The 22,320-nt window shown below is 64.4% G+C and carries 25 protein-coding genes and 2 tRNA genes; 18 read left to right on the top strand and 9 right to left on the bottom strand.

Annotation, left to right across the window (positions count from 1 at the left end; all coding sequences use genetic code 11):
- Nucleotides 1–647: tetratricopeptide repeat protein (locus tag GJ698_RS12640; protein ID WP_154357971.1), on the top strand; the 647-nt coding region annotated here is incomplete at its 5' end.
- Between the two features lie 22 nt (nucleotides 648–669).
- Complete coding sequence (locus tag GJ698_RS12635) at nucleotides 670–1,305, top strand: hypothetical protein (RefSeq protein WP_154357970.1); 636 nt, start codon at nucleotides 670–672, stop codon at nucleotides 1,303–1,305.
- 3 nt (nucleotides 1,306–1,308) lie between these two features.
- On the opposite strand, the gene GJ698_RS12630 is transcribed toward GJ698_RS12635, so the two are convergent.
- From GJ698_RS12630 to GJ698_RS12610, 5 genes are read right to left on the bottom strand one after another with little or no spacing between them, the layout of a single operon-like run.
- A complete protein-coding gene (locus GJ698_RS12630; RefSeq protein ID WP_154357969.1) occupies nucleotides 1,309–1,800 on the bottom strand; it encodes a TlpA family protein disulfide reductase in 492 nt (163 codons plus the stop codon).
- Between the two features lie 42 nt (nucleotides 1,801–1,842).
- Nucleotides 1,843–2,586 carry a hypothetical protein gene (locus GJ698_RS12625; RefSeq protein WP_371865278.1) on the bottom strand — a complete coding sequence of 248 codons (744 nt, stop codon included), beginning with the start codon at nucleotides 2,584–2,586 and terminating at the stop codon, nucleotides 1,843–1,845.
- Nucleotides 2,573–3,520, bottom strand: coding sequence for a hypothetical protein (locus GJ698_RS12620; protein WP_154357968.1), 948 nt, complete (start codon nucleotides 3,518–3,520; stop codon nucleotides 2,573–2,575). Before GJ698_RS12620 ends, GJ698_RS12625 begins: the two co-directional genes overlap by 14 nt.
- Nucleotides 3,517–4,374, bottom strand: a complete 858-nt coding sequence (locus tag GJ698_RS12615; RefSeq protein WP_154357967.1) for an ABC transporter ATP-binding protein — start codon at nucleotides 4,372–4,374, stop codon at nucleotides 3,517–3,519. Before GJ698_RS12615 ends, GJ698_RS12620 begins: the two co-directional genes overlap by 4 nt.
- A complete protein-coding gene (locus tag GJ698_RS12610) occupies nucleotides 4,371–4,727 on the bottom strand; it encodes a GntR family transcriptional regulator (protein ID WP_154357966.1) in 357 nt (118 codons plus the stop codon). Before GJ698_RS12610 ends, GJ698_RS12615 begins: the two co-directional genes overlap by 4 nt.
- A gap of 173 nt (nucleotides 4,728–4,900) precedes the next feature.
- Here GJ698_RS12610 and GJ698_RS12605 point away from each other — a divergent pair, with 173 nt between their 5' ends.
- Genes GJ698_RS12605 through GJ698_RS12580 form a run of 6 tightly spaced genes read left to right on the top strand, consistent with a single transcriptional unit; the run spans nucleotide 4,901 to nucleotide 10,830 of the window.
- Nucleotides 4,901–5,752 (top strand): STAS domain-containing protein, encoded by an 852-nt coding sequence (locus tag GJ698_RS12605; protein WP_154357965.1) that lies wholly within the window; start codon nucleotides 4,901–4,903, stop codon nucleotides 5,750–5,752.
- A gap of 7 nt (nucleotides 5,753–5,759) precedes the next feature.
- A complete protein-coding gene (locus tag GJ698_RS12600; protein WP_154357964.1) occupies nucleotides 5,760–6,116 on the top strand; it encodes an STAS domain-containing protein in 357 nt (118 codons plus the stop codon).
- Nucleotides 6,116–6,583 (top strand): anti-sigma regulatory factor, encoded by a 468-nt coding sequence (locus GJ698_RS12595; RefSeq protein WP_154357963.1) that lies wholly within the window; start codon nucleotides 6,116–6,118, stop codon nucleotides 6,581–6,583. The genes GJ698_RS12600 and GJ698_RS12595 overlap by 1 nt, the downstream gene beginning before the upstream one ends.
- Nucleotides 6,571–7,599, top strand: coding sequence for an ATP-binding SpoIIE family protein phosphatase (locus GJ698_RS12590; RefSeq protein WP_154357962.1), 1,029 nt, complete (start codon nucleotides 6,571–6,573; stop codon nucleotides 7,597–7,599). The genes GJ698_RS12595 and GJ698_RS12590 overlap by 13 nt, the downstream gene beginning before the upstream one ends.
- The gene (locus GJ698_RS12585) at nucleotides 7,596–8,933 is read left to right on the top strand and encodes an ATP-binding protein (RefSeq protein WP_154357961.1); all 1,338 of its coding nucleotides are present in this window, start codon (nucleotides 7,596–7,598) and stop codon (nucleotides 8,931–8,933) included. The genes GJ698_RS12590 and GJ698_RS12585 overlap by 4 nt, the downstream gene beginning before the upstream one ends.
- 10 nt (nucleotides 8,934–8,943) lie before the next feature.
- Complete coding sequence (locus GJ698_RS12580; protein ID WP_229259956.1) at nucleotides 8,944–10,830, top strand: hybrid sensor histidine kinase/response regulator; 1,887 nt, start codon at nucleotides 8,944–8,946, stop codon at nucleotides 10,828–10,830.
- 2 nt (nucleotides 10,831–10,832) lie between these two features.
- Here the strand turns inward: GJ698_RS12580 and GJ698_RS12575 are convergent, their stop codons facing one another.
- Nucleotides 10,833–11,546 carry a DUF72 domain-containing protein gene (locus tag GJ698_RS12575; protein ID WP_154357959.1) on the bottom strand — a complete coding sequence of 238 codons (714 nt, stop codon included), beginning with the start codon at nucleotides 11,544–11,546 and terminating at the stop codon, nucleotides 10,833–10,835.
- Nucleotides 11,547–11,583: 37 nt separating this feature from the next.
- Between GJ698_RS12575 and GJ698_RS12570 the strand changes: the two genes are divergently transcribed.
- The 3 genes from GJ698_RS12570 to GJ698_RS12560 all read left to right on the top strand — a co-directional run bounded on the left by GJ698_RS12570 (nucleotide 11,584) and on the right by GJ698_RS12560 (nucleotide 13,587).
- Nucleotides 11,584–12,141, top strand: coding sequence for a DUF1439 domain-containing protein (locus tag GJ698_RS12570; RefSeq protein WP_154357958.1), 558 nt, complete (start codon nucleotides 11,584–11,586; stop codon nucleotides 12,139–12,141).
- Between the two features lie 129 nt (nucleotides 12,142–12,270).
- Nucleotides 12,271–12,780, top strand: a complete 510-nt coding sequence (locus GJ698_RS12565; protein ID WP_154357957.1) for a DUF6622 family protein — start codon at nucleotides 12,271–12,273, stop codon at nucleotides 12,778–12,780.
- A 54-nt stretch (nucleotides 12,781–12,834) separates the two neighbouring features.
- A complete protein-coding gene (locus tag GJ698_RS12560) occupies nucleotides 12,835–13,587 on the top strand; it encodes a tetratricopeptide repeat protein (protein WP_154357956.1) in 753 nt (250 codons plus the stop codon).
- A gap of 84 nt (nucleotides 13,588–13,671) precedes the next feature.
- Here the strand turns inward: GJ698_RS12560 and GJ698_RS12555 are convergent, their stop codons facing one another.
- Genes GJ698_RS12555 through GJ698_RS12545 form a run of 3 tightly spaced genes read right to left on the bottom strand, consistent with a single transcriptional unit; the run spans nucleotide 13,672 to nucleotide 15,549 of the window.
- On the bottom strand, nucleotides 13,672–14,424 hold the full coding sequence (locus GJ698_RS12555) for a UDP-2,3-diacylglucosamine diphosphatase (protein WP_154357955.1): 753 nt from the start codon (nucleotides 14,422–14,424) through the stop codon (nucleotides 13,672–13,674).
- A 3-nt stretch (nucleotides 14,425–14,427) separates the two neighbouring features.
- Nucleotides 14,428–14,922, bottom strand: coding sequence for a peptidylprolyl isomerase (locus GJ698_RS12550; protein ID WP_154357954.1), 495 nt, complete (start codon nucleotides 14,920–14,922; stop codon nucleotides 14,428–14,430).
- 45 nt (nucleotides 14,923–14,967) lie between these two features.
- Nucleotides 14,968–15,549 (bottom strand): peptidylprolyl isomerase, encoded by a 582-nt coding sequence (locus GJ698_RS12545; RefSeq protein ID WP_154357953.1) that lies wholly within the window; start codon nucleotides 15,547–15,549, stop codon nucleotides 14,968–14,970.
- Between the two features lie 223 nt (nucleotides 15,550–15,772).
- Here GJ698_RS12545 and cysS point away from each other — a divergent pair, with 223 nt between their 5' ends.
- The 7 genes from cysS (at nucleotide 15,773) to GJ698_RS12510 (ending at nucleotide 22,311) form a co-directional block, all read left to right on the top strand.
- Nucleotides 15,773–17,161 carry a cysteine--tRNA ligase gene (gene cysS / locus GJ698_RS12540; protein WP_154357952.1) on the top strand — a complete coding sequence of 463 codons (1,389 nt, stop codon included), beginning with the start codon at nucleotides 15,773–15,775 and terminating at the stop codon, nucleotides 17,159–17,161.
- A 1-nt stretch (nucleotide 17,162) separates the two neighbouring features.
- A complete protein-coding gene (locus GJ698_RS12535; RefSeq protein ID WP_154357983.1) occupies nucleotides 17,163–17,822 on the top strand; it encodes a DNA-3-methyladenine glycosylase family protein in 660 nt (219 codons plus the stop codon).
- A gap of 84 nt (nucleotides 17,823–17,906) precedes the next feature.
- Nucleotides 17,907–18,881, top strand: a complete 975-nt coding sequence (locus tag GJ698_RS12530; protein ID WP_154357951.1) for an acetyl-CoA carboxylase carboxyltransferase subunit alpha — start codon at nucleotides 17,907–17,909, stop codon at nucleotides 18,879–18,881.
- 61 nt (nucleotides 18,882–18,942) lie between these two features.
- A complete protein-coding gene (gene tilS, locus GJ698_RS12525) occupies nucleotides 18,943–20,349 on the top strand; it encodes a tRNA lysidine(34) synthetase TilS (RefSeq protein WP_371865277.1) in 1,407 nt (468 codons plus the stop codon).
- A 144-nt stretch (nucleotides 20,350–20,493) separates the two neighbouring features.
- Nucleotides 20,494–21,741, top strand: coding sequence for an aspartate kinase (locus tag GJ698_RS12520; RefSeq protein ID WP_154357949.1), 1,248 nt, complete (start codon nucleotides 20,494–20,496; stop codon nucleotides 21,739–21,741).
- Between the two features lie 112 nt (nucleotides 21,742–21,853).
- Nucleotides 21,854–21,946 (top strand) — tRNA-Ser (locus GJ698_RS12515).
- Nucleotides 21,947–22,218: 272 nt separating this feature from the next.
- Nucleotides 22,219–22,311: transfer RNA gene (locus GJ698_RS12510), tRNA-Ser, on the top strand.
- The last annotated feature ends 9 nt before the right edge of the window (nucleotides 22,312–22,320 follow it).

Here is a 22,320-nt window from a genome sequence, read left to right as displayed (position 1 = left end):
TGGAACGCCGCGTCGCCAGCGACGTGCCGACCGCGCCGGCCGCCGCAGCCGCCGCGCTGGGCGCGCCACGTCGTCTCAGCGCCGGCCTGTTGACGCTGGCGGTGCCGGCGCTGGCCGCCGCGTTGTACCTGCAACTGGGCACGCCCGATGCGCTCGATCCGAACCGCATGACGGCCTCGGCCGAGCAGGCGCGCCAGAGCGAGCTGGCCGAGCTGGTGGAAGGCATGGCGGCGCAGATGAAGAAACAGCCGAACGACGTCGCCGGCTGGACCATGCTGGCGCGCTCCTACGCCAGCATGGGCAATTTCGAGGAAGCCGCCAACAGCTATCGCCACCTGATCAGCCTGGACCGCGACAATCCCGACCTGCTGGTCGACTTCGCCGACGTGCTGGCCATGTCGCGCGGCAAGACCATGCAGGGCGAGCCGGAGCAGCTGGTGCAGCAGGCGCTGCGCATCGATCCCGAAAACGTCAAGGCGCTGTCGTTGTCGGGCAGCACCCTGTTCGAGCGCGGCGAGTATGACGGCGCGATCCGGCAGTGGAAAAAAATCCTGCCGCTGGTGCCGCCCGATTCGGAAACCGCACGCAACACCATTGACAGTATCGGCATCGCGCAACAGCGCGAGGCGGAACTGAAAGCCCCCTGATTTCTTACTTGAGAGGTAGACCATGAAGATGCATATCGCGGCCGTGTTGGCCATTACCAGCAGTTTCATGTTGGGCAGCGCGTTTGCTGCCGATACGCCGGCGCCGGCTGCGGCCTCGCCGCACGCGGGCATGCACGGCCAGGCCGCCGGCGCCGAGCCGCTGAAACCGCTGCCGAAGCAGGACAAGCTGACCGTGCGCGGCTGGTCGTCGCCGGCGCCGGCCGCGTGGACGCCGGTGCAGCCGGCCAGCGCCATGCGCGCGGCGCAGTTCATCCTGCCGGGCGGCACCGGCAAGGCCGACGATGACGGCGAGATGGTGGTGTACTTCTTCCCGGCCGGCGACGGCGGTTCGCAGGACGCCAACATCCAGCGCTGGACCGCCGAGGTCACCGATGCGGCCGGCAAGCCGGTCAAGCCCGCTGTCACCACCAGCAAGACCGGCATGACCAAGGTGACGCTGGTGACGCTGCAGGGCGCCTACACGCGCGGCGCCAACATGCTGCCGGACGCCAAGCGCAAGACCGGCCAGACGCTGATGGTGGCGATGGTCGAGACCACCATGGGCCGCATCACCTTGCAAGCTTACGGCCCGAGCAAAACCGTGGCCGCGCACCGCGACAGTTTCATCAAGCTGGCCAACGGTTTCGTGCCGGGCTGATTGTTACGGCTTGATCCGCAGCGTGCGCGCCACCAGCGCCGCATTCTGCGGACTGTCCCATTCCTTGCTGCCATAGTGCCGCGCCAGGATGCGGCCGTTGGCGTCCACCAGCAGCGTCAGCGGAATGCGGTCGGCGCCCAGCATGGTTTCCAGTTGCAGTTCGTGGTCGAGGTAATTCGGGAAGCTGACGCGCGCGCCTTTGAGGAAGGCGCTGGCGTCGTTGCGGTAGTCGTCGGTGGAGATGCCGATCACGTTGAACTGGCCGGCATAGCGGCGCGCCAGCCGGTCCACCGACGCCATCTCGGCGCGGCAGGGACCGCACCAGCTGGCCCAGACGTTGATCAGCAGCGGCTTGCCGCGGAAGGAGGACAGCTTGCGCGCCGGGCCGCCCAGTGGGTCGAGCGCGGCTTGACGGAGCGGGGCGCCGACCTCGACAAAGTCGGCCGCGCTGGCGCTGCCCAGGGCCAGCGCCAGCAGGAGGAACAGGGTTTTCATGGAGCGCAAGTATAGAGACCTTGGGCCCCTGCAAACCTTGACTTACATCAATTCCACCTCGATCAGCGCATCGTTCGAATAGTGCTTGTCGCCGATGGGGGCGGTGTACGATTTACCGTCCTTGCCGACCTTGAGCGGCACCCGCAGGTCGCCGTCCACCAGCGTGGCGCCGGCGATTGCCACGTCGCTCTTCACGCCCATCTTGAAGTCCTTGTAACCACACCAGTCGGTGCTGAGCGTCAGCGTGTTGATCATGGCGCGTACCAGGAAGGGGATGTAGTTTTTCCCCACCGCCACCAGCACACGGCATTCCAGCCGGATGTCGCCCAGCCGCCGCATGCCTTCCGGCACGCCGGGGCTGCGCACCAGCGGCATGAAGCCGTAGTTGCTCTTTTTCTTGTTGAGCACGACGTCGGCGTTTTCATCTTCCGCCTGCTCGTTACGCGGCAGCAAAAAGCTGTGTTCGGCGTCCAGCGGCAGCGCGATGTCGGTCTGGTTGCCGGACAGCCGCACGGCCAGTTCGTTCAACGCGTCGGCCGGCGCCTTGTCGCGCCGCGTCATGCGGAAGCGGACTTCGGTGGCCTTGGGCGCCAGCTCGTGGTAGTCGTCGAAGGCGTCCAGCCCGGACAGCATGTAACGGTACGGCTGCAGCTCCGGGCTGCGGGTGCCGTTGACAATGACCATCGGGCCTGGATCGTCGTCCGGTTCGGCCGCCATTGCCGGCTGCCACCACATCGACAGCAGCAACAGCAACATCGGCAGCGCGCGCAGCTTAGACTTCTTCACGGCGACGGCGCATATAGACTGCAACGGCGATCATTGCCACACCGGCCACGACGCCGATCCACACGCTCGGTCCGGCCAAGGTCTCCCACGAGCCGCTGAAGATGGCGTCCGGCAGCGGCGGCCCGTTGCCTTCGTGCGACAGGGTAACGGTGTCGCGGCTGAAGGCGAACCACGAGCCCGGCACCACGCCCAGCAGGATGCGGTTGGTGATGTGACTGGCGAACCAGGCGGCGTCGATGCCGAAGTGCAGCGCCCGCTGCGCCCACACCAGCAGCAGCGTGGTGATCACCGGCGTACCGACCGCCCACAGGAACACCTTGGAACGCGCCATGCTCGACACCATCAGCAGCCAGCCCACCGTCGGCAGCGCCCACAGCACGTACACCGGCAGCAGGCCCACCAGCCGCAGCGGCGCCAGGTAGAACTCCGGCGTGCCCAGCACGGCGCCGAACAGGTTGGTGCCGTGGTTCAGCAGGATGGCGCAGGTGACCAGCAGCACCAGCAGGCCCAGCACAATGGTGATGCCCATGGTGATCAGCGGCGCCACCACCATCGCCAGCAGCACCTTGGACAGCACGGTGGTGGCGTCCGACACCGGCAGCGATTTCCAGAACAGCAGGCTGCGGTCGCGGCGCTCGTCGTGCAGCGCGCCGAGGCAGTAGAAGAACACCAGCAGGCCCAGCACCATCAGCACCGGCATGCCCGCGCCCAGGTAGGCCTGCGCCAGCGTGTCGGCGATGCGCGCGCGCACCGTGCCTTCGATGCTGATGGTGCCGATGGCCTGGCCTTCGATAAAGATGCTGTCCATCTTGCCGAGGAACAGGGCGCTCAGGGCCAGCAGGGCGATGGCGGCGGCGATCACCACCGGGGTCCACACCAGCATGCCCTTGTTTTCCCACATCTCGCGCTTGATCAGCCATTTCATGGTTTTCATGCGTAACTTCCTTTCATGGTCGCAACGAACAGGTCGGCCACGCTGGGCGTGCGCAGTTCGCCGAAATTGGCCAGTTGGCCCCGCTGGACACCGTCAAACAGCATCACCGGCTTGCCGAACACGGTGCGCTGGCTGACCGGCTGCAAGGCGTTGGCGGCGGCGACGAACTGCGGCTCGACCATCACCTCGGTGAAGCGTTCGCCCACCTCGTCCATGCTGGCGGCCAGCGCGATCCTGCCGTTTTCAATGAACAGCAGGTCGGTGAGGATGTGCTCGACTTCCTCGATCTGGTGGGTGGTGATCAGGATGGTCTTGTTCTCGTCGAAGTAGTCTTCCAGCAGGTTCTGGTAGAACTGCTTGCGGTACAGGATGTCCAGGCCCAGCGTCGGCTCGTCCAGCACCAGCAGCTTGGCGTCGATCGCCATCACCAGCGCCAGGTGCAGCTGCACCACCATGCCCTTGGACATGGCCTTGACCTTCATGTCCGGCGTCAGCTTGGTGTTGGCGATGTACTGCTCGGCCTTGGCGCGGTTGAAGCGCGGATGCACGCCTTCGACAAAGGCGATGGCGTCCTTGACCTTGAGCCAGCGCGGCAGGATGGCCACGTCGGCGATGAAGCAGACCTCGTTCATCAGCGCCTCGCGCTGGGTGCGCGGGTCCATGCCCAGTACTGACAGCTCGCCCTGGAACTGCGTCAGGCCGAGGATGGCCTTGAGCGTGGTGGTCTTGCCGGAACCGTTAGGGCCGATCAGGCCGACGATGCGGCCCGCCTCGACGCTGAAGGAGGCGCCGTCCAGCGCGGTCTGCTTGCCATATTGCTTGCGCAGGCCGCCGGCGGTGATGACGGCGCTCATGCCGCACCTCCCGGCGCCGCCTTCAGCAGCGCTTCCAGGTCCAGGCCCAGGCGGCGGATACGTTCCAGCATCACCGGCCAGTCTTCGCGCAGGAAGCGTTCGCGTTCGCTGGCCAACAGTTTGTCGCGGGCGCCATCAGTTACGTACATACCTAATCCTCTCCGTTTTTCCACCAGCGTTTCGTCCACCAGTTCCTGGTAGGCGCGCGATACCGTGATGGGATTGAGTTGATAATCGGCGGCGATCTGCCGCACCGAGGGCAGGGCGTCGCCCGGCTTGAGCAGGCCGTCGAGCATCATGCCGACCACCTTGTCCTTCAGCTGCCGATAGATCGGCGCATTGTCATTCCACATACATGTTTACCCCTTACGTGTGTTAATGAAGTGGTGTTGTAGTGAACTATAACACTAGAAATCAAAAAGGCAAGAAATGTTTACTTTTTGCCGACGCACGATTGAAACAAGTTCATTATTGATGGAATGCTATATAGTCTGAAGGTAACGTCAACTAACACACTAGGGGATTTATGAGTGCCAATAACATCGCGCAGCGCCTGAGCGCGCTGATCACGCAACACGAAAGCAGCATTCTGACGGCCTGGACTACTGAACTGGGCAGCAAAACCTTCCGCAGCGACGAAGCGTCGGTGCAGCGCCACACGCGCCAGTTCCTGGCCCTGCTGCCGGCGGCCATCGCCACCGGCGGCACCGACGACATCAACCACCGCAACTGGGACGAGGTGCGCAACCTGCTGAACGAGATTTCGGCCCAGCGCGCCAAGCAGGGGTCGACGCCGAACGAGACCGCGACCTTTGTGTTCTCGCTCAAGCAGCCGCTGTTCACCCTGCTGCGCACCGAACTGGCGGCGGAACCGGCGGTGCTGGCGGAAGTGTCGTGGGCGGTCAGCACCTTGCTCGACCAGCTGGGCCTGTACACGGTGGAAGTGTTCCAGAAGAGCCGCGACCAGATCATCGTGCGCCAGCAGCACGAGCTGATGGAGCTGTCGACCCCGGTCGTCAAGCTGTGGCAGGACATCCTGGCGCTGCCGCTGATCGGCACGCTGGACAGCGCGCGCAGCCAGGTGGTGATGGAAAGCCTGCTGGAAAAAGTGGTGGAAACCGGCGCCGCCATCGCCATCATCGACATCACCGGCGTGCCGACCGTCGACACCCTGGTGGCCCAGCACTTGATGAAAACCATCGCCGCCGCGCGCCTGATGGGCGCCGACTGCATCATTTCCGGCATCCGTCCGCAGATCGCCCAGACCATCGTCCACCTGGGCGTGAACCTGGAGGACGTGATCACCAAGGCTACCCTGGCCGACGCCTTTGTGGTGGCGCTGGACCGGGTTGGCGCCACCATCAGCCGCAAGGGTTGAACGCACGATGGAACGCATACCTATTCTGCGTATCGGCGACCTGCTGCTGGTGACCATCCAGGTCGACATGCATGACCGCCTGGCGCTGACGCTGCAGGACGACCTGACCGAACGGATCGTGCGCGACCGCGCCAAGGGCGTGCTGATCGACATTTCCGCGCTGGACCTGGTGGATTCGTTTATCGGCCGCATGATCAGCAACACCGCCGCCATGGCGCGCGTGCTCGACGCCCAGACGGTGCTGGTCGGCATGCAGCCGGCGGTGGCGATCACGCTGGTGGAACTGGGCTTGACCTTGCCCGGCGTGAAAACCGCGCTGAATGTCGAGAAAGGCATGAAGCTGCTAGGGAAGAGCTACGAGTGATGAACACCGCAACCGTGGATGTCAGCCGCTACCGCTCGCCCTTGGTGAACAGCTATGTTGACCGCGCTGACCTGCATCAAGTTTTGCCGCTGGAGACCGACGAACACGTGGTGGCCGTGCGCAAGGCGGTACGCGAGCACGCCATCGACATGAAGCTGAGCCTGGTCGACCAGACCAAGCTGGTGACCGCCGCCAGCGAGCTGGCGCGCAACACCATCAAGTACGGCGGTGGCGGCGTGGTGGTGCTGGAACGGCTGCGCGACGGCCTGCGCAAAGGATTGCGGCTGGTGTTTGCCGATACCGGTCCTGGTATCGAGGATATCGAGCTGGCCTTGCGCGATGGTTACACCAGCGGTGGCGGGCTGGGACTGGGACTGGGCGGCACCAAGCGCCTGGTCGACGAATTCAATATAGATTCACGCCCCGGCGAGGGCGCAGCGGTAGCGATTATTAAATGGAAAATCTAAGCAGTTCGCTCGACCCCGCCGCATGGATCAGCATCAGCCATGCGAGCGACGTCGGCGCCGCCCGCCGCAGCGGCCAACTGCTGGCAACGCAGCTGGAGATGGATGAGACGCGCAGCGGCCAGCTGGCGCTCATCATCACCGAAGCCGCCACCAACATCCTCAAGCACGCCGGCGAGGGGCGCCTGCTGGCGTCCATCGTCAACCATGCGGGCCAGGCCTGCATCGAGGTGCTGGCCATCGACGACGGCCCGGGCATCGGCAACCTGCCGCAGGCGATGACCGACGGCGTGTCGAGCGCCGGCACCGCCGGCACCGGGCTGGGTGCGATCCGCCGCCTGGCCGACCAGTTCGACGTGTACGCGCCGTCCGGCAAAGGCACGGTGCTGTTCGCGCGCCTGTGGCGCACGGCGCCGCCGGCCAAACTGGAAGAATTTGCAAGTGGCGGCGTCTGCCTGCCGCTGGCCGGCGAAACCGAGAGCGGCGACGCCTGGGCGGTGGCGCGGCAGGCGGGCCGCGTCACGCTGATGCTGGCCGATGGCCTGGGCCACGGTGCGCAAGCCGCCAAGGCCGCCGCTGCCGCGCTGGAGACCTTGTCGTTGATGCCGGCTGCCGGCCCGCAGCGCCTGATCGCTTCCTGCCACGAGGCGCTGCGGCCGACGCGCGGCGCGGCGCTGGCGATCGCCACGCTCGACCCTGCGCAGCAGCAGTTGACGTTTGCCGGCATCGGCAACGTCAGCGCCAGCGTGTATGCGGATGGCGCGCGGCGCCACCTGATGTCGCACAACGGCATCGTCGGCCACAATATGCGTACGGTGCAGGAGCTGACATTTGCGTGCCCGGCCGGTGCGCTGGCGATCCTGGCCAGCGACGGCATCACCACCCAGTGGGACCTGGTCAACTATCCGGGGCTGGAGGCGCGCGCGCCGGCGATTATCGCGGCCGTGCTGCTGCGTGACCACAGTCGTGGCCGCGACGACGCCAGTGTGCTGGTGGCGGTCATGCCGGGGAGCGCATGATGCCCTTCGTCCGCATCCTGCAGGTCGGCATCGACAGCGCACCGGATGTGGTGGCGGTGCGCCAGCGCGCGCGCCAGATCGCCGGCATGCTGAATTTCGGCGTGCAGGACCAGGTGCGCATCGCCACGGCTGTCTCGGAAGTGGCGCGCTGCGCCTATGGCCGCTTGTCCGGCGGGCGGGCGACGTTTGCCATCAACGCCCAGCATAAGCCGCCCCAGCTGCGGGTGATCGTCAGCGCCGAAGGCGCGGCGCGGCAGCCGGCCAGCATCGAGATCGAGACCGTGCCGCCGCAGCTGGATGTTGCGCTGGTGACGGCGCAGCGCCTGATGGACGATTGCAGCATCGTCAGCGCCTCGGCCAGTTCGCTCAACGTGGTGATGAACAAGACGCTGCCGCCGATGTCGGAAGTGCAGGCGCGGGAACTGAGCACGCAGATCGGCGCGCGGCTGGCCGCCATGCCGGTGCAGAGCACCTATACCGAGATCGAGCAGCAGAACCGCGAGCTGGCGCAGGCGCTGGCCGAGCTGCGCGAACGCCAGGATGACCTGCTGGCGCTGACGCGCGAACTGGAAGACACCAACCGCGGCGTGGTGGCGCTGTACGCCGAGATCGAGGAAAAAGCCGAGCGGCTGCGCAAGGCTGACGAAATGAAATCGCGCTTCCTGTCCAACACCAGCCACGAGCTGCGCACGCCGCTCAGTTCCATCCGCGCGCTGACCCAGCTGCTGCTGGACCGCATGGACGGCCCGCTGACCCCGGAGCAGGAACGCCAGGTGGCCTTCATCGCCAGTGCCGCCGGCGACCTGTCGGAGCTGGTCAACGATTTGCTCGACCTGGCCAAGATCGAGGCCGGCAAGGTCGAGGTGACCATGGCGCCGATCAGCATCGGCGAGATGTTCAGCGCGCTGAAAGGTATGCTGCGGCCGCTGACGCGCCATTCGACGGTGGAACTGGTGTTTGTCGAGCCGGCGCCGACCACGCTGGTGTCGGACGAGGGCAAGGTGACGCAGATCCTGCGCAACTTCATCTCCAACGCGCTCAAGTTCACCGAGCAGGGCCAGGTGGTGGTGGAACTGGTGGACGAGGCCGAGGGCCGCATCACGCTGGCCGTGACTGACAGCGGCATCGGCATCAGCCCGGAAAACCAGCAATTGATTTTTGAAGAGTTCAGCCAGATCGAGCACCCGCTGCAGCGCCGCGCCAAAGGCACCGGGCTGGGACTGCCCCTGTGCCGCAAGCTGGCCACGCTGCTGGGCGGCGAAGTCGAGGTGCATAGCGCCGAAGGCCAGGGTTCGACGTTCTATCTGCGGCTTCCCGCCGTCCCCCATGAATAAGGATACCGTCATGGATAACAGTTCCATCCTGATCCTCAACGTCGACGACAACGACGGCGCCCGCTACGTCAAGACGCGCATCCTGCAAAGCGCCGGTTTTGCCGTGATCGAGGCCGCCAACGGCACCGATGCGCTGGAGATGGCGCGCAAGCAGGCGCCGGCGCTGGTGCTGCTGGACGTCAAGCTGCCCGACATCAGCGGCATCGAGGTGTGCCGCCGCATCAAGGCCGACGTGGCCACCTGCACCGTGCTGGTGTTGCAGACCTCGGCCGCGCTGATCGGCCGCGACGACAAGATTCGCGGCCTGGACGGCGGCGCCGACAACTATCTGGCCGCGCCGATCGAAGCCGATGAGCTGATTGCCAACGTCAATGCGCTGCTGCGCCTGCAACGTACCCAGATGGACCTGCGCAACAGCGAGGAACGCTTCCGCCAGCTGACCGAAAATATCGAGGACGTGTTCTGGATGTTCGGCGTGGCCGACCACCAGCTGCTGTACGCCAGCCCGGCCTACGAGCGTCTGTTCGGTCGCACGCTGGCGCAGTTGCAGCAGACGCCGGACGACTGGCTGGCCGCCGTGCACACCGAAGACCGCGCGCTGGTGCAGGCCGACTGGCAAGACTTTTCGAACAGCGGCCATTACGACCAGGAGTTCCGGCTGGGACAGGAGCACGCCATCCGCTGGGTGCGCGACCGCGCCTTCCTGGTGCGCGACGACCAGCAGCGGCCGTACCGCATCGCCCGCATCACCAGCGATATCAGCGAGCGCAAGAACATGGAAGGCCTGCTGCGCCAGGCCGACGAGCACAAGGATGACTTCCTGGCAACGCTGGCGCACGAGCTGCGCAATCCGCTGAGTCCGATCCGCAGCGCCGTCACGCTGATGAACACGGTGCCGGCGACGCAGCCGGAGGTGCACCAGCGCGCGCGCGACGTGATCCTGCGCCAGGTCGACCATCTGACGCACCTGGTGGACGACCTGCTGGACGTGGCGCGCATTTCGCAAGGCAAGCTGACCTTGCGCCAGCAGGATGTGGAGCTGCATGCGGTGGTCGATCCCGCCATCGAGACCGTGAAGGCGCTGTTCGAGGCGCGCGGTCACGTGCTGACGGTGGACCTGCCGCCGCAGCCGGTGTGGCTGCATGGCGATCCGGTGCGGCTGTCGCAGATCATCGGCAACCTGCTGCACAACGCCGCCAAGTTCACCGACCCCGGCGGGCGGATTTCGGTCAGCGCCACGCTGCCGCAGCCGGACCGCATCCGCATCGCGGTGACCGACAACGGCATCGGCATCACCTCATACAACCTGGCGCGGATTTTCGACATGTTCGCGCAGGGCGCCTCGACGCGCGACCGCGTGCACGACGGGCTGGGCATTGGCCTGTCGCTGGTGTCCAAGCTGGTGGAAATGCATGGCGGCACGGTGCAGGTGCGCAGCGACGGTATCGGCCAGGGCAGCACCTTCACGATCGAGCTGCCGTTACAGCAGCCGGCGGTGGTGACGCCGGTGGTGGCGGAGGCGGCGCCGGAGCTGGGCGCGCAGCGCCTGCTGCTGGTCGACGACAATATCGATTCGGTCGGCGTCATGGCCGAGCTGCTGACGCTGATGGGACACGAGGTGCATACCGCCCACAACGCCGAGGATGCGCTGGCGCTGGCGCGCGCGCAACTGCCGCAAACCATCGTGCTGGACCTGGGCCTGCCGGGCACCGACGGTTACGCGCTGGCGCGCATGCTGCGCGCCGAGCCGGCGTTTGCGCACACGCGGCTGATCGCCCACACCGGCTACGGATCGGACCAGGACCGCGAGCGCACCCGCGCTGCCGGTTTCGACTTCCACCTGGTCAAGCCGGCCAACTTCGACGACCTGGAGCAGGCGCTGCGTCCCGTGGCGTGACGTCAGCCCGCGCCTTGCAGCCGTTTCAGCTGCAAGGCGTTGAGGATGGCAGCGCCGGAGGCGGTGTTGTCGAAGATGCACCAGCCGTTGCGCTCCTTCAGCCAGGCCGCCACGCCGGCCAGATAACTTTCATCGTAGGACGAGTAGTACATGCGTGGGCTGCCGTGCAGGCGCACGTAGGCGTCGTCCGTGGTCGCCACGTATGGCCCCGGCTGGCCGGCCGGCGGGTCGGCGATCACGCGCGTGACGCGGTGGCGTTGCAGCAGGGCGCTGGCGTCGTCGCCGAACCAGCTGCCATGGCGCGCCTCGCAGGCCAGCATGCAGTCGAAACGGCCGCGCAGCCGCTGCAGGAAATCATCCGCCACCGCCATATCCAGCGCCAGGCTGGGCGGCAACTGCACCAGCACGCAGCCGAGCTTGCTGCCCAGCGTGCCCGCTTCGGCGGCGAACTGGTCGAGCAGGGCGGCGATATCCTTGAGGCGCCGCTCGTGCGTGATGGTTTTCGGCAGCTTGATCGAGAAACGAAAATCGTCCGGCACGCTGCCGGCCCAGCGCGCATAGGTCTGCGGCTGGTGCGGGCGGTAGAAGGAGGAGTTGATTTCCACCGCGTTGAGCACGGCGGCATAGCGCTCCAGATGGCTGCCTGCGCCGTCAAAAGAAGGCGCGGCTTCGCGGCTGATGCTCCAACCGGCACAACCCAATCGCGTCAGAGTCATATAATGCGCAGGTTCCGTATTTTTGAAGGATGTTGCAATGGATCTTAAACGCTACGCCAAAATCGCCGCGCCACTGTTGCTGGCCGGCCTGGTGGCCGCCTGCGCCAGCCTGATCGGCCCGCGCGAAGTGGTGCTGCCGCAGGAACGCCTGCAAGCCAGCCTGGACCGCAAGTTTCCCATGCACCAGCGCGCGCTGGGCGTGTTCGAGGTGGAGCTGAGCCATCCACGGCTGGCGGTGATGCCGGAGAACGACCGCGTGGCGCTCACCGTGGACCTGGGCGTGACGCCGCTGCTGGCGCGCCAGTCCTGGCACGGCAGCATGCTGGTGTCCGGCCGCATGCGGGTGGACAGCGTGAACAACGCCATTTACATCGCCGATGCCCATGTCGACCGTTTCATCGTCGACAACATGGACGAGGGCAAGCAGGCGCAACTGGCCAGCGTGGCCAATCTGCTCAGCGACAAGCTGATCCGCGACGTGCCGCTGCACACCTTCCGCCCGGAAGAGCTGCGCTACGCCGGCGTGCAATTCGTGCTGACCAGCATCGACACCCGTCCCGGCGGCCTGGTGGCCAAGTTGCAGCCCGCGCAGTAGCAATTTCGCGCCGGCCGGCTGCATTTCGCGCCGCGCCGGCGCATTTCGTCGCATGGCAATCCGTCGCGCCCGGGCCGGGCGCATAGTGGCTACATCGCAGTTCAACACCACCACTTAACGGAGCACGCCATGATCCAGCAAATCGTTTCCCATACCCCTCTCTACGTCTGGGCCCTGTTGGCCTTCCTGCTGTACCGCGGCTGGCTGGCCAGCAAGGACCGCGAAACCACGCTGCAAAAAGTGGCGCTGATTCCGATGGTGATGGTGGGGCTGGCGCTGTCCGGCATGAACACCAGCGGCGCGCTGGGCGAGGGCGTGTGGGTGGTGTGGGCGCTGGGCGCGGCGGCTTCGGCGGCGGCGATCTGGATGCTGTCGACCAGCGAAGTGGTGGTCGACCGCGCCGCCGGCACCGTCTGCCAGCGCGGCAGCTGGATGCCGCTGGGCCTGATGGTTGGCATTTTTGTCACGAAATACTCGGTGGCGGTGGTGTCGGCCATGCATCCTGAACTGGCGCAGAGCCTGCCTTTTGCGACGGCCGTCACCCTGCTGTTCGGCGTGTTCAACGGCCTGTTCATCGGCCGCCTGGCCCGCTACGTCGCTGCCTGGCTGCGCCAGCCGACGCCGGTCGCCGCCTTGTGATGCGGGACCATAGCTTCTACAATCTGTTCCATTGTTTAATTGTAGAGGCAAGTCATGACGATTTTCGGTATCGGATTGCATGTGCTGGTGGCGATTTTCTTCGCCATCCACGCCATCCGCAGCGGTCAGCAGTTGTACTGGGTGGTGATTCTGTTCCTGTTTCCCGGCCTGGGCAGCATTGTGTATTTCTTCGCGATCTACCTGCCTAATTCGACATTGCAGCAGGGCGCGCGCAAGGCGGTGAACGTGGCGGCCAGGACGCTGGACCCGGGCCGCGAACTGCGCGAGGCGCGCGACGCCTACGAATTCACGCCGACCGCGCAAAACCAGATGCGTCTGGCCAGCGCCTTACTGGAAGCCGGTAACGCCGAGGAAGCGGCTGTCACCTACGAAGCGTGTTTGCAGGGGCCGTTCTCGGGCGATCTGGAAATCCGCCTCGGCGCGGCGCGGGCGACGCTGGCCAGCGGCCGGGCGGCAGCGGCGGTGGCGCACTTGCAGACCATTCGCGGCAGCGATGATAAATTCCGTCCCGAGCAGGTGTCGTTGTTGCTGGCGCAGGCGCTGGCGGCGGCGGGACGCCAGGATGAGGCGCGGACCGAGTTTGAGTTGGCGTTGAGCCGGTATAACAGCTTTACGGTGCAGGCCGAGTTTGCGATTTGGGCGGCCGGGGTTGGGGATGCGGAGCGGGCCAATCAGCTGTATGCGGAATTGCAGCGGACCATGGAGCGCTGGGCGCGCCATACGCGCGATTTGAACCAGCAGCTGGTGCGCCGCCTGAACACGGCGATGTCCTCGATGAATCGTTAGTACCCCCAAACGAAAGGGTCTGACCCCGTACGGGGTCAGACCCTGGCCGCAGCGGTGTGCGGGGTGCGCAGGTGCCGCGAGCTGTTACTGCACCACCGCGCCACTCAAATCATGGCGCGTAATAGCACCCTGCGCGTCTATGGCGATCCAGCCCCCACGGGGTGGGGTTGCATCCGCCTCCCAATCCGGCAGCACGTAGCGCCGTTTGTCGCCGATGTGGTGCAGGGCCGGACGATGCGTATGGCCATGAATCATGACATCAGCACCAGTCTCGGCAAACACCTCGGCAATCGCCTCGGGGGTGACGTCCATAATCTCGTAAGATTTGCCGCTTTGCTCCTTGCGGCTGTCGGCGCGCAGGCCGGCCACGATGGCCTTGCGCTGCGCCAGCGGCATGGCGGTGAATTGCGCCTGCCACGCGGGCTGCCGCACCATGGCGCGGAATTCCATGTATTTGATATCTTGTGTGCACTGGGCGTCGCCGTGCAGCACCACCACGCGCTGGCCGCCGATCTCGGCGATCCAGGTCTCGGGCAGCAGGGTCAGGTTGGCCGCTTCCGCAAAGCGGGCGCCGACCAGGAAATCGCGGTTGCCGGCGACCCAGTAGACCGCCACGCCGGCGTCGCTGACGGCGCGTAGCGCCGCGACCACCTGCGTGTGGAAGGGATCGGCGATGTCGTCATCGCCGGCCCAATACTCGAACAGGTCGCCGAGCAGGTACAGTTGCTGCGCGTGCCGCGCATGCCGCTCCAGAAAGTCGAAAAACGCCGCACTGGTCGCGGGATGCGCAGGCTGCAAATGCAGATCGGAAATGAACAGCGCGCAGACTTCAGACATCGCTTAGGCTGCCAGTTCGATGCTTTCGATGATCACGTCTTCTGCCGGCACGTCAGCGAACATGCCGCTGCGGGTGGTTTTGACTTTCTTGATCGCGTCCACAACCTCGGTGCCTTCCACCACTTTGCCGAACACGGCGTAGCCCCAGCCGTCCTGGCCTGGGTAGTCCAGGAAGGAGTTGTTTTTCACGTTGATGAAGAACTGAGCCGAAGCCGAGTGCGGCGCCGAGGTGCGGGCCATCGCCAGGGTGTAGGTGTCGTTTTTCAGGCCGTTCTTGGCTTCGTTTTCCACGGTGGTGTCGGCCGCTTTTTGCTTCATGCCTGGCTCGAAACCGCCGCCCTGGATCATGAAACCGTCGATGACGCGGTGGAAAATGGTGTTGTTGTAGTGGCCGGCTTCCATGTAGGCCAGGAAGTTGGCGACCGATTTCGGCGCTTTTTCCGCGTCCAGTTCAGCGGTCATGGTGCCCAGGTTGGTTTTGATGATTACTTTGGTCATTTTATTTGTCCTGAATAGGTTAAAAAATCCGGCAAGGCCGCTATTTTACTGTTTTGGCTGGATTGGTGTCTTCAAAATCGTCGCGGACTTCACCGTTACCGGCACCACCGGCAGGTTCTGGAACATGCCCTTGTCATCCACCAGCACCGCCTTGATCTTGTCGACGGTCTCCTGGCCCTTGATGACTTTGCCGAACACGGCATAGCCGCCGCTGCCGTCCGGACCCGGCGCGTCCAGCCCCGCGTTGTCCTCGACGTTGATGAACCACTGCGAGGTGGCCGAGTTCGGATCGCCCATGCGCGCCATGGCCAGCGAGTACTTGACGTTGTGCAGGCCGTTGTTGGCTTCCAGCGGGATAGGCTTGTTGGTCGGCTTGCCCTTGAGCTTTTCGTCGTAGCCGCCGCCCTGGATCATGAAGCCGTCGATCACACGGTGGAAGATGGTGTTCTTGTAATAGCCGGATTTCACGTAGGCCAGGAAGTTGTCGACTGATTTGGGCGCCTTGTCGTGGTCCAGTTCCAGCACGATATCGCCCATGGTGGTCTTCAGCTCCACTTGCGGCGCGGCGGCCAGGACGGCGCCGGACAGGGTCAGGCCGGCGAGGGCGGTCATCAGTTTTTTGTACATCGGTCTTCCTCTGGTTGATGTTGAATAGGCAAAATCCCGTTGCAGATGCGGCCTATGCTGTTTTTATCAATGCTATACTTGTTCCATTCTACCCCTTAGAAGGTGGAAACAAGAACATTCCCGAGGTTCCCCCAGGCACACGATGACGACTGGTGCGCGCTGTTTCAGATGACGCGCCGGGCCATTGTATTGTCTGAGGCACCCAGTAAAACGCATGAGTCCGATGAGCAATTTAAAGATTTACAACACGCTGGCGCGTGACAAGCAGACCTTCGTACCTATCGAGCCGGGCAAAGTCCGCATGTATGTCTGCGGCATGACCATCTACGACTACTGCCACATCGGCCACGCCCGCATGATGATGGCGTTCGACGTCATGTACCGCTGGCTGATGGCATCCGGCTACGAAGTGACCTACGCGCGCAACATCACGGACATCGACGACAAGATCATCAAGCGCGCGGTGGAAAATGGCGAGACCATCTCGCAGCTGACCGGCCGCTTCACGCGTTACATGGACGAAGACACCACGGCGCTGGGCATCCTGCCGCCGACGCTGGTGCCGCGCGCCACCGAATACGTGCCGCAGATGCTGGCGCTGATCGAAACGCTGGAAGCGAAAGACCTGGCCTATCAGGGCGAGGACGGCGACGTCAACTACGCGGTGCGCAACTTCCCGCAATACGGCCGCCTGTCGGGCAAGTCGCTGGACGACCTGCGCGCCGGCGAGCGCGTCGACGTCAACACCGGCAAGCGCGATCCGCTCGATTTCGTGCTGTGGAAGGCGTCCAAGGAGTCCGAGCCGGAAGAGGTGAAGTGGGATTCCAAGTGGGGCAAGGGCCGTCCGGGCTGGCACATCGAGTGCTCGGCCATGTGCTCGGCGCTGCTGGGCGAACATTTCGACATCCACGGCGGCGGCGCGGACCTGCAGTTCCCGCACCACGAGAACGAAATCGCGCAGTCGGAAGGCGCGTTCGGCCGCAAGATGGTCAACTACTGGGTGCACAACGGTTTCGTGCGCGTGGATAACGAGAAAATGTCCAAATCGCTGGGCAATTTCTTCACCATCCGCGACGTGCTGAAGAAATACGATGCGGAAGTGATACGCTTCTTCATCCTGCGCGCCCACTACCGCAGTCCGCTGAACTATTCGGACGCCCACCTGGACGACGCCCGCGTCGCGCTGACCCGCCTGTACACGGCGCTGGACGGCGTGGACGGCGACGGCGCCGCGCTGGACTGGAGCGAGGCGCATGCCGTCCGCTTCGCCGAGGCGATGGACGACGACTTCAACACGCCGCTGGCGCTGGCCGTGCTGTTCGACCTCGTGAGCGAGCTGAACAAATCTAAATCGCCGCTGCTGGCGCGCCAGTTGAAAGGCCTGGCGGACGTGATCGGCCTGCTGGCCCGCACGCCGCAGCAGTTCCTGCAGGCGGCCGTGGGCGGCGAGGGCGGCGATGACGCCGGCATCGTCGACGCCATCGCGCGCCGCGCGGAAGCCAAGAAGGCGCGCAATTTCGCCGAATCGGACAAGATCCGCGCCGAACTGCTGGCCCAGGGCGTGATCCTTGAAGACAAGCCTGACGGCACCACCAACTGGCGCCGCGCATAATATGGTCAACGCCAAGGACAACGAGGGCGCAGGCAGCCCGGTATCGGCCGTGCCGCCGTATTGGGAGCAGGCCAAGATCGAGCTCATGAAGCGGGACCGCATCATGAACAAGCTCATCCCGCAATTTGGCGACCTGCACCTGGTCGGCCATCACGACCCGTTTACCACCTTGGCGCGCTCCATCGTCGGCCAGCAGGTGACCGCCAAGGTGGCCGATGTCGCCTGGAAGAAATTGCTGGTGATCAGCCCGAAATGCACGCCGGCGCAAATCATCAAGGCCGGCGCCGAGCAGCTGAGCGCCTGCGGCCTGTCCAAGCGCAAGACCGAATACATCCTCGACCTGGCCGACCACTTCAAGAACAAGCGCGTGCATACGGCCCAGTGGGACCAGATGGACGACGAGGCGGTGATCGCCGAGCTGGTGCAGATCCGCGGCATCGGCCGCTGGACAGCCGAGATGTTCCTGATATTTAATCTGCTGCGGCCCAACGTTTTGCCGCTGGACGACCCCGGTCTGATCCAGGGCATCAGCCAGAATTACTTCTCCGGCGAGCCGGTGTCGCGCAGCGATGCGCGCGAGGTTTCCGCCAATTGGGAGCCTTACCGGACGGTAGCCACCTGGTACTTATGGCGTAGTTTGGATCCGGTTGCTGTAGAATAGATACTCTAATCGCTGCGCGAGGCCTTTTTGTGTCCGTCACAAGGAGCCAACTGAGCCGCAGCCGAGAATAAACACGGAGGTACAATGACCAAAACGACTTTCCTCAATTTTGAGCAACCGATTGCTGAACTCGACGGCAAGATCGAAGAATTGCGCTTCGTCCAGGACGATTCGGCAGTCGATATCTCTGAGGAGATCGACCGTCTGGCCAAAAAGAGCCAGCAACTGACCAAGGACATCTACGCCAAGCTGACGCCATGGCAGGTCTCGCAGATCGCGCGTCACCCGCAACGTCCATACACCATGGACTACGTGAACGAAATCTTCACCGACTTCCACGAACTGCACGGCGACCGCACCTACGCGGACGACCTGTCGGTGGTCGGCGGCCTGGCGCGCTTCAACGGCCAGGCTTGCATGGTCATCGGCCACCAGAAGGGCCGCGACACCAAGGAGCGCGCCATGCGCAACTTCGGCATGCCGAAGCCGGAAGGCTACCGCAAGGCCATGCGCCTGATGAAGCTGGCCGAGAAGTTCGGCATCCCGGTATTCACCTTCGTCGACACGCCGGGCGCCTTCCCGGGCATTGACGCGGAAGAGCGCGGCCAGTCGGAAGCGATCGGCCACAACCTGTACGTGATGGCGGAACTGAAAGTGCCGCTGATCGCCACCATCATCGGCGAAGGCGGCTCCGGCGGCGCGCTGGCGATTGCCGTGGCCGACCAGGTGCTGATGCTGCAATACGCGACCTACTCGGTGATCTCGCCGGAAGGCTGCGCCTCGATCCTGTGGAAGACCTCCGAGCGCGCCGCCGATGCGGCCGAAGCGCTGGGCCTGACCGCCCACCGCCTGAAGGCCATCGGCCTGATCGACAAGATCGTCAGCGAACCGCTGGGCGGCGCGCACCGCGATCCGAAACAGATGGCAACGCTGCTGAAACGCGCGCTGGCCGACTCGCTGCGCCAGTTCCACGGCATGAAAACCAAGGACCTGCTGGAAGCCCGTCACGAGAAGCTGATGAGCTACGGCAAGTTCAAGGAAACCACGCCGCAAGAGTAATTTCGCGCGACGTGGACACCGACCGGGGGCCTGTGCCCCCGGTTTGCATTTGGAGCAGACAGTGAAGCAGCAGAAGCCAACCCTTACCTCAACCTTTGAACAAGCTGTCGGCGCCGCGCGCGCCCAGGGCGCAACGGGCGAGGGCGCGGAGCCGCGCATCGCCGTGGCCCTGAGCGGCGGCCTGGACTCGTCGGCCCTGTTGCACCTGGCCTACGCCTACGCGCAGGCGCACGGCGTGGCGCTGTACGCCTTCCACGTCCACCACGGCCTCAGCCCCAACGCCGACGCCTGGCTGGCGCACTGCGAGCAAGCCTGCGCCGCGCTGGGCGTGCGCTTCGAAGCGCGCCGCATCCAGCTGCATGACCAGAAGAAGTCCGGCACCGAGGCGGCGGCCCGCAAAGCCCGCTACGCCGCGCTGGGGGCGCTGTGCCACGCACACCAGGTCAATCTGCTGCTGACCGCCCACCACCTGGACGACCAGGCCGAAACCGTGCTGCTGCAACTGCTGCGCGGCTCCGGCCCGGCCGGCCTGTCCGGCATGGACGCCGCCAACGCCGCGCCCGACCTGCTGAACAACGCCACGCTGGTGATGGCCCGTCCGCTGCTGCCGGCCTCGCGCAAGCAGCTGGAGGCCTATGTCGCGCAGCACAACATCAGTCACATCCACGACGAATCCAACGACGACCCGCGCTACGCCCGCAACGCCCTGCGCCGTACCGTGATGCCGGCGCTGGCAGCGCATTTCCCCGGCTTCCAGGAACGCTTCGCGCGCAGCGCCCAGCACGCGCAATCGGCCACCCGCCTGCTGACCGAATTGGCCGAGCAGGATCTGACCGCCGCGCTGGATGGCGATACCCTCGACATCGGCCAGCTGCGCACCTTGAGCCAGGACCGCAGCTACAATCTGCTGCGCCACTGGTTCGCCACGCGCGGCTACAGCATGCCGAGCACGGCCTGGCTGTCCGAGATGCTGACCCAGCTGTTGGAAGCCAAATACGACGCCCAGCTGCTGGTCACGCATCCCGACTGCCACGTGCGCCGCTACCGCGACCGCCTGCACCTGACGCCCAAGCTGGAAGAGCTGGAAGGCGAACGCGAAGGCCAGTTCGATGACAAGCCCGGCACTGATTTCGTCTGGGACGGCGAAGCCGAACTGGCGTTCCCGGCCTACGGCGGCGTGCTGCACTTCGAAACGGCCGAAGAAGGCTTCGATCCCGCCTGGCTGCGCAGCCAGCCGCTGCTGATCGAATTCCGCCGTGGCGGCGAGCGCCTGAAGCTGGCGCCGAACCGCTCCACGCGCCCGGTCAAATACCATTACCAGGCGCTCAACATCCCTGCCTGGGAGCGCGGCCGCCTGCCGGTGGTCAAAAATGCAAAAGATCTGCTGTTTGCCGCCGGCATCGGCATGGACTGCCAGCACGTCGGCTCGGGAGCGGGGCGGGTGCGCCTGCGCTGGCAAGCTGTCTAGACATTAACCCCCTATCTGCCGAATTTTGTATGTAGATATGTCTATTCAGTATGAGATTATGAGTTTTTTGACTTGTTATTTTGCACTGCGGCAGGTAGAGTTTAGGGTTCCATTTACCTTTATTTGAGCGGAAAACTCTCTGTTATGGCTTTAATCGTGCACAAATATGGCGGTACGTCGATGGGTTCGACGGACCGTATCAAGAACGTCGCGCGGCGCGTCGCCAAGTGGCATGACGCCGGGCACCGCATCGTGGTCGTGCCGTCGGCAATGTCGGGCGAAACCAACCGCCTGATCGCCCTGGCCAAGGAAATCCAGGCCCAGCCGGACCCGCGCGAACTGGACATGATCGCCTCGACCGGCGAGCAGGTCTCGGTCGGCCTGCTGTCGATGGCGCTGCTGGCGATTGGCAAGAAAGCCGTGTCCTACGCCGGCTGGCAAGTCGCGATTAAAACCGATTCCGCATTCACCAAGGCCCGCATCCAGTCGATCGACAACGAAAAGGTCAACCGCGACCTGGATGACGGCAAGATCGTCATCATCACCGGCTTCCAGGGCGTGGATGAGGGCGGCAACATCTCGACGCTGGGCCGTGGCGGCTCGGACACCTCGGCCGTGGCGATTGCCGCCGCCATGAAGGCCGACGAATGCCTGATCTTCACCGACGTCGACGGCGTCTACACCACCGACCCGCGCGTGGTGTCGGAAGCGCGCCGCCTGAAGGCGATCACGTTTGAAGAAATGCTGGAACTGGCGTCGCTGGGCTCGAAAGTGCTGCAGACCCGTTCGGTGGAATTCGCCGGCAACTACCGCGTGCCGACCCGCGTGCTGTCGTCGCTGACCGACCCGATGCTGGACCTGGAAGTGGAAGCCAACTCGGGCACCCTGATTTCGTTTGAGGAAGATAAAAACATGGAACAAGCAGTCATCTCCGGTATCGCCTTTAACCGCGATGAAGCCAAAATCACCGTGCTGGGCGTGCCGGACCGTCCGGGCGTGGCCTACCACATCCTGGGCCCGGTGGCCGACGCCAACATCGAAGTCGACATGATCATACAGAATCAGTCGGTCGACGGTAAAACCGATTTCACCTTCACCGTGTCGCGCAACGACTACGTGCGCGCGATCGACGTGCTGAACAGCACCAAGGAACAACTGGGCGCGGCCAGCATCACCGGCGACGCCAAGGTGTCGAAGATCTCGGTGGTGGGCGTGGGCATGCGTTCGCACGTGGGCGTGGCCTCGCAGATGTTCCGCACGCTGTCGGAAGAGGGCATCAACATCATGATGATCTCGACCTCGGAAATCAAAATCTCGGTGCTGATCGACGAGAAATACATGGAACTGGCCGTGCGCGCGCTGCACAAAGCGTTCGAGCTGGAAAAGGCATAATTTTCTCAAAAAACCGCCAAGTTGCCTTGACCAAACGGGTCGTGGTCTATACTATGACGGTCGTCTGCTCTAGCGCAGTTTGTTAGGGAAGACATAGTTGAGTAATCGACTAGGAGACGTGGCCGAGTGGCCGAAGGCACATCCCTGCTAAGGATGCATACGGCTTATACCTGTATCGTGGGTTCGAATCCCACCGTCTCCGCCAGAACAAACAAAAAAGCCTCCCCTGCGGGAGGCTTTTTTGTTTGTGCCGGACGGAGACGGTGCGCCAAGGCGGCCGGTTCGAAAGGCTGGGCCGTGCCGGCCCAGCCCTCTCCGAATCGCCCAACTGCTGGCGCTGTGCGCCAGCTCCGCGCGACGAGGGCGCGCGACGCCCGCGTCACCGCACAGCCAACCTTGACCAAACGCACACCACCCTATAATATTGCGCTCGTCTGATCTGCACATGCAGAAACGACATAGTTGAGCAATCGACTAGGAGACGTGGCCGAGTGGCCGAAGGCACATCCCTGCTAAGGATGCATACGGCTTATACCTGTATCGTGGGTTCGAATCCCACCGTCTCCGCCAGAACAAACA

The sequence above is a fragment of the Duganella aquatilis genome (genome assembly GCF_009674565.1).
Lineage (GTDB): Bacteria > Pseudomonadota > Gammaproteobacteria > Burkholderiales > Burkholderiaceae_D > Rugamonas > Rugamonas aquatilis.
This window is presented reverse-complemented; position numbering and strand designations above follow the sequence as displayed.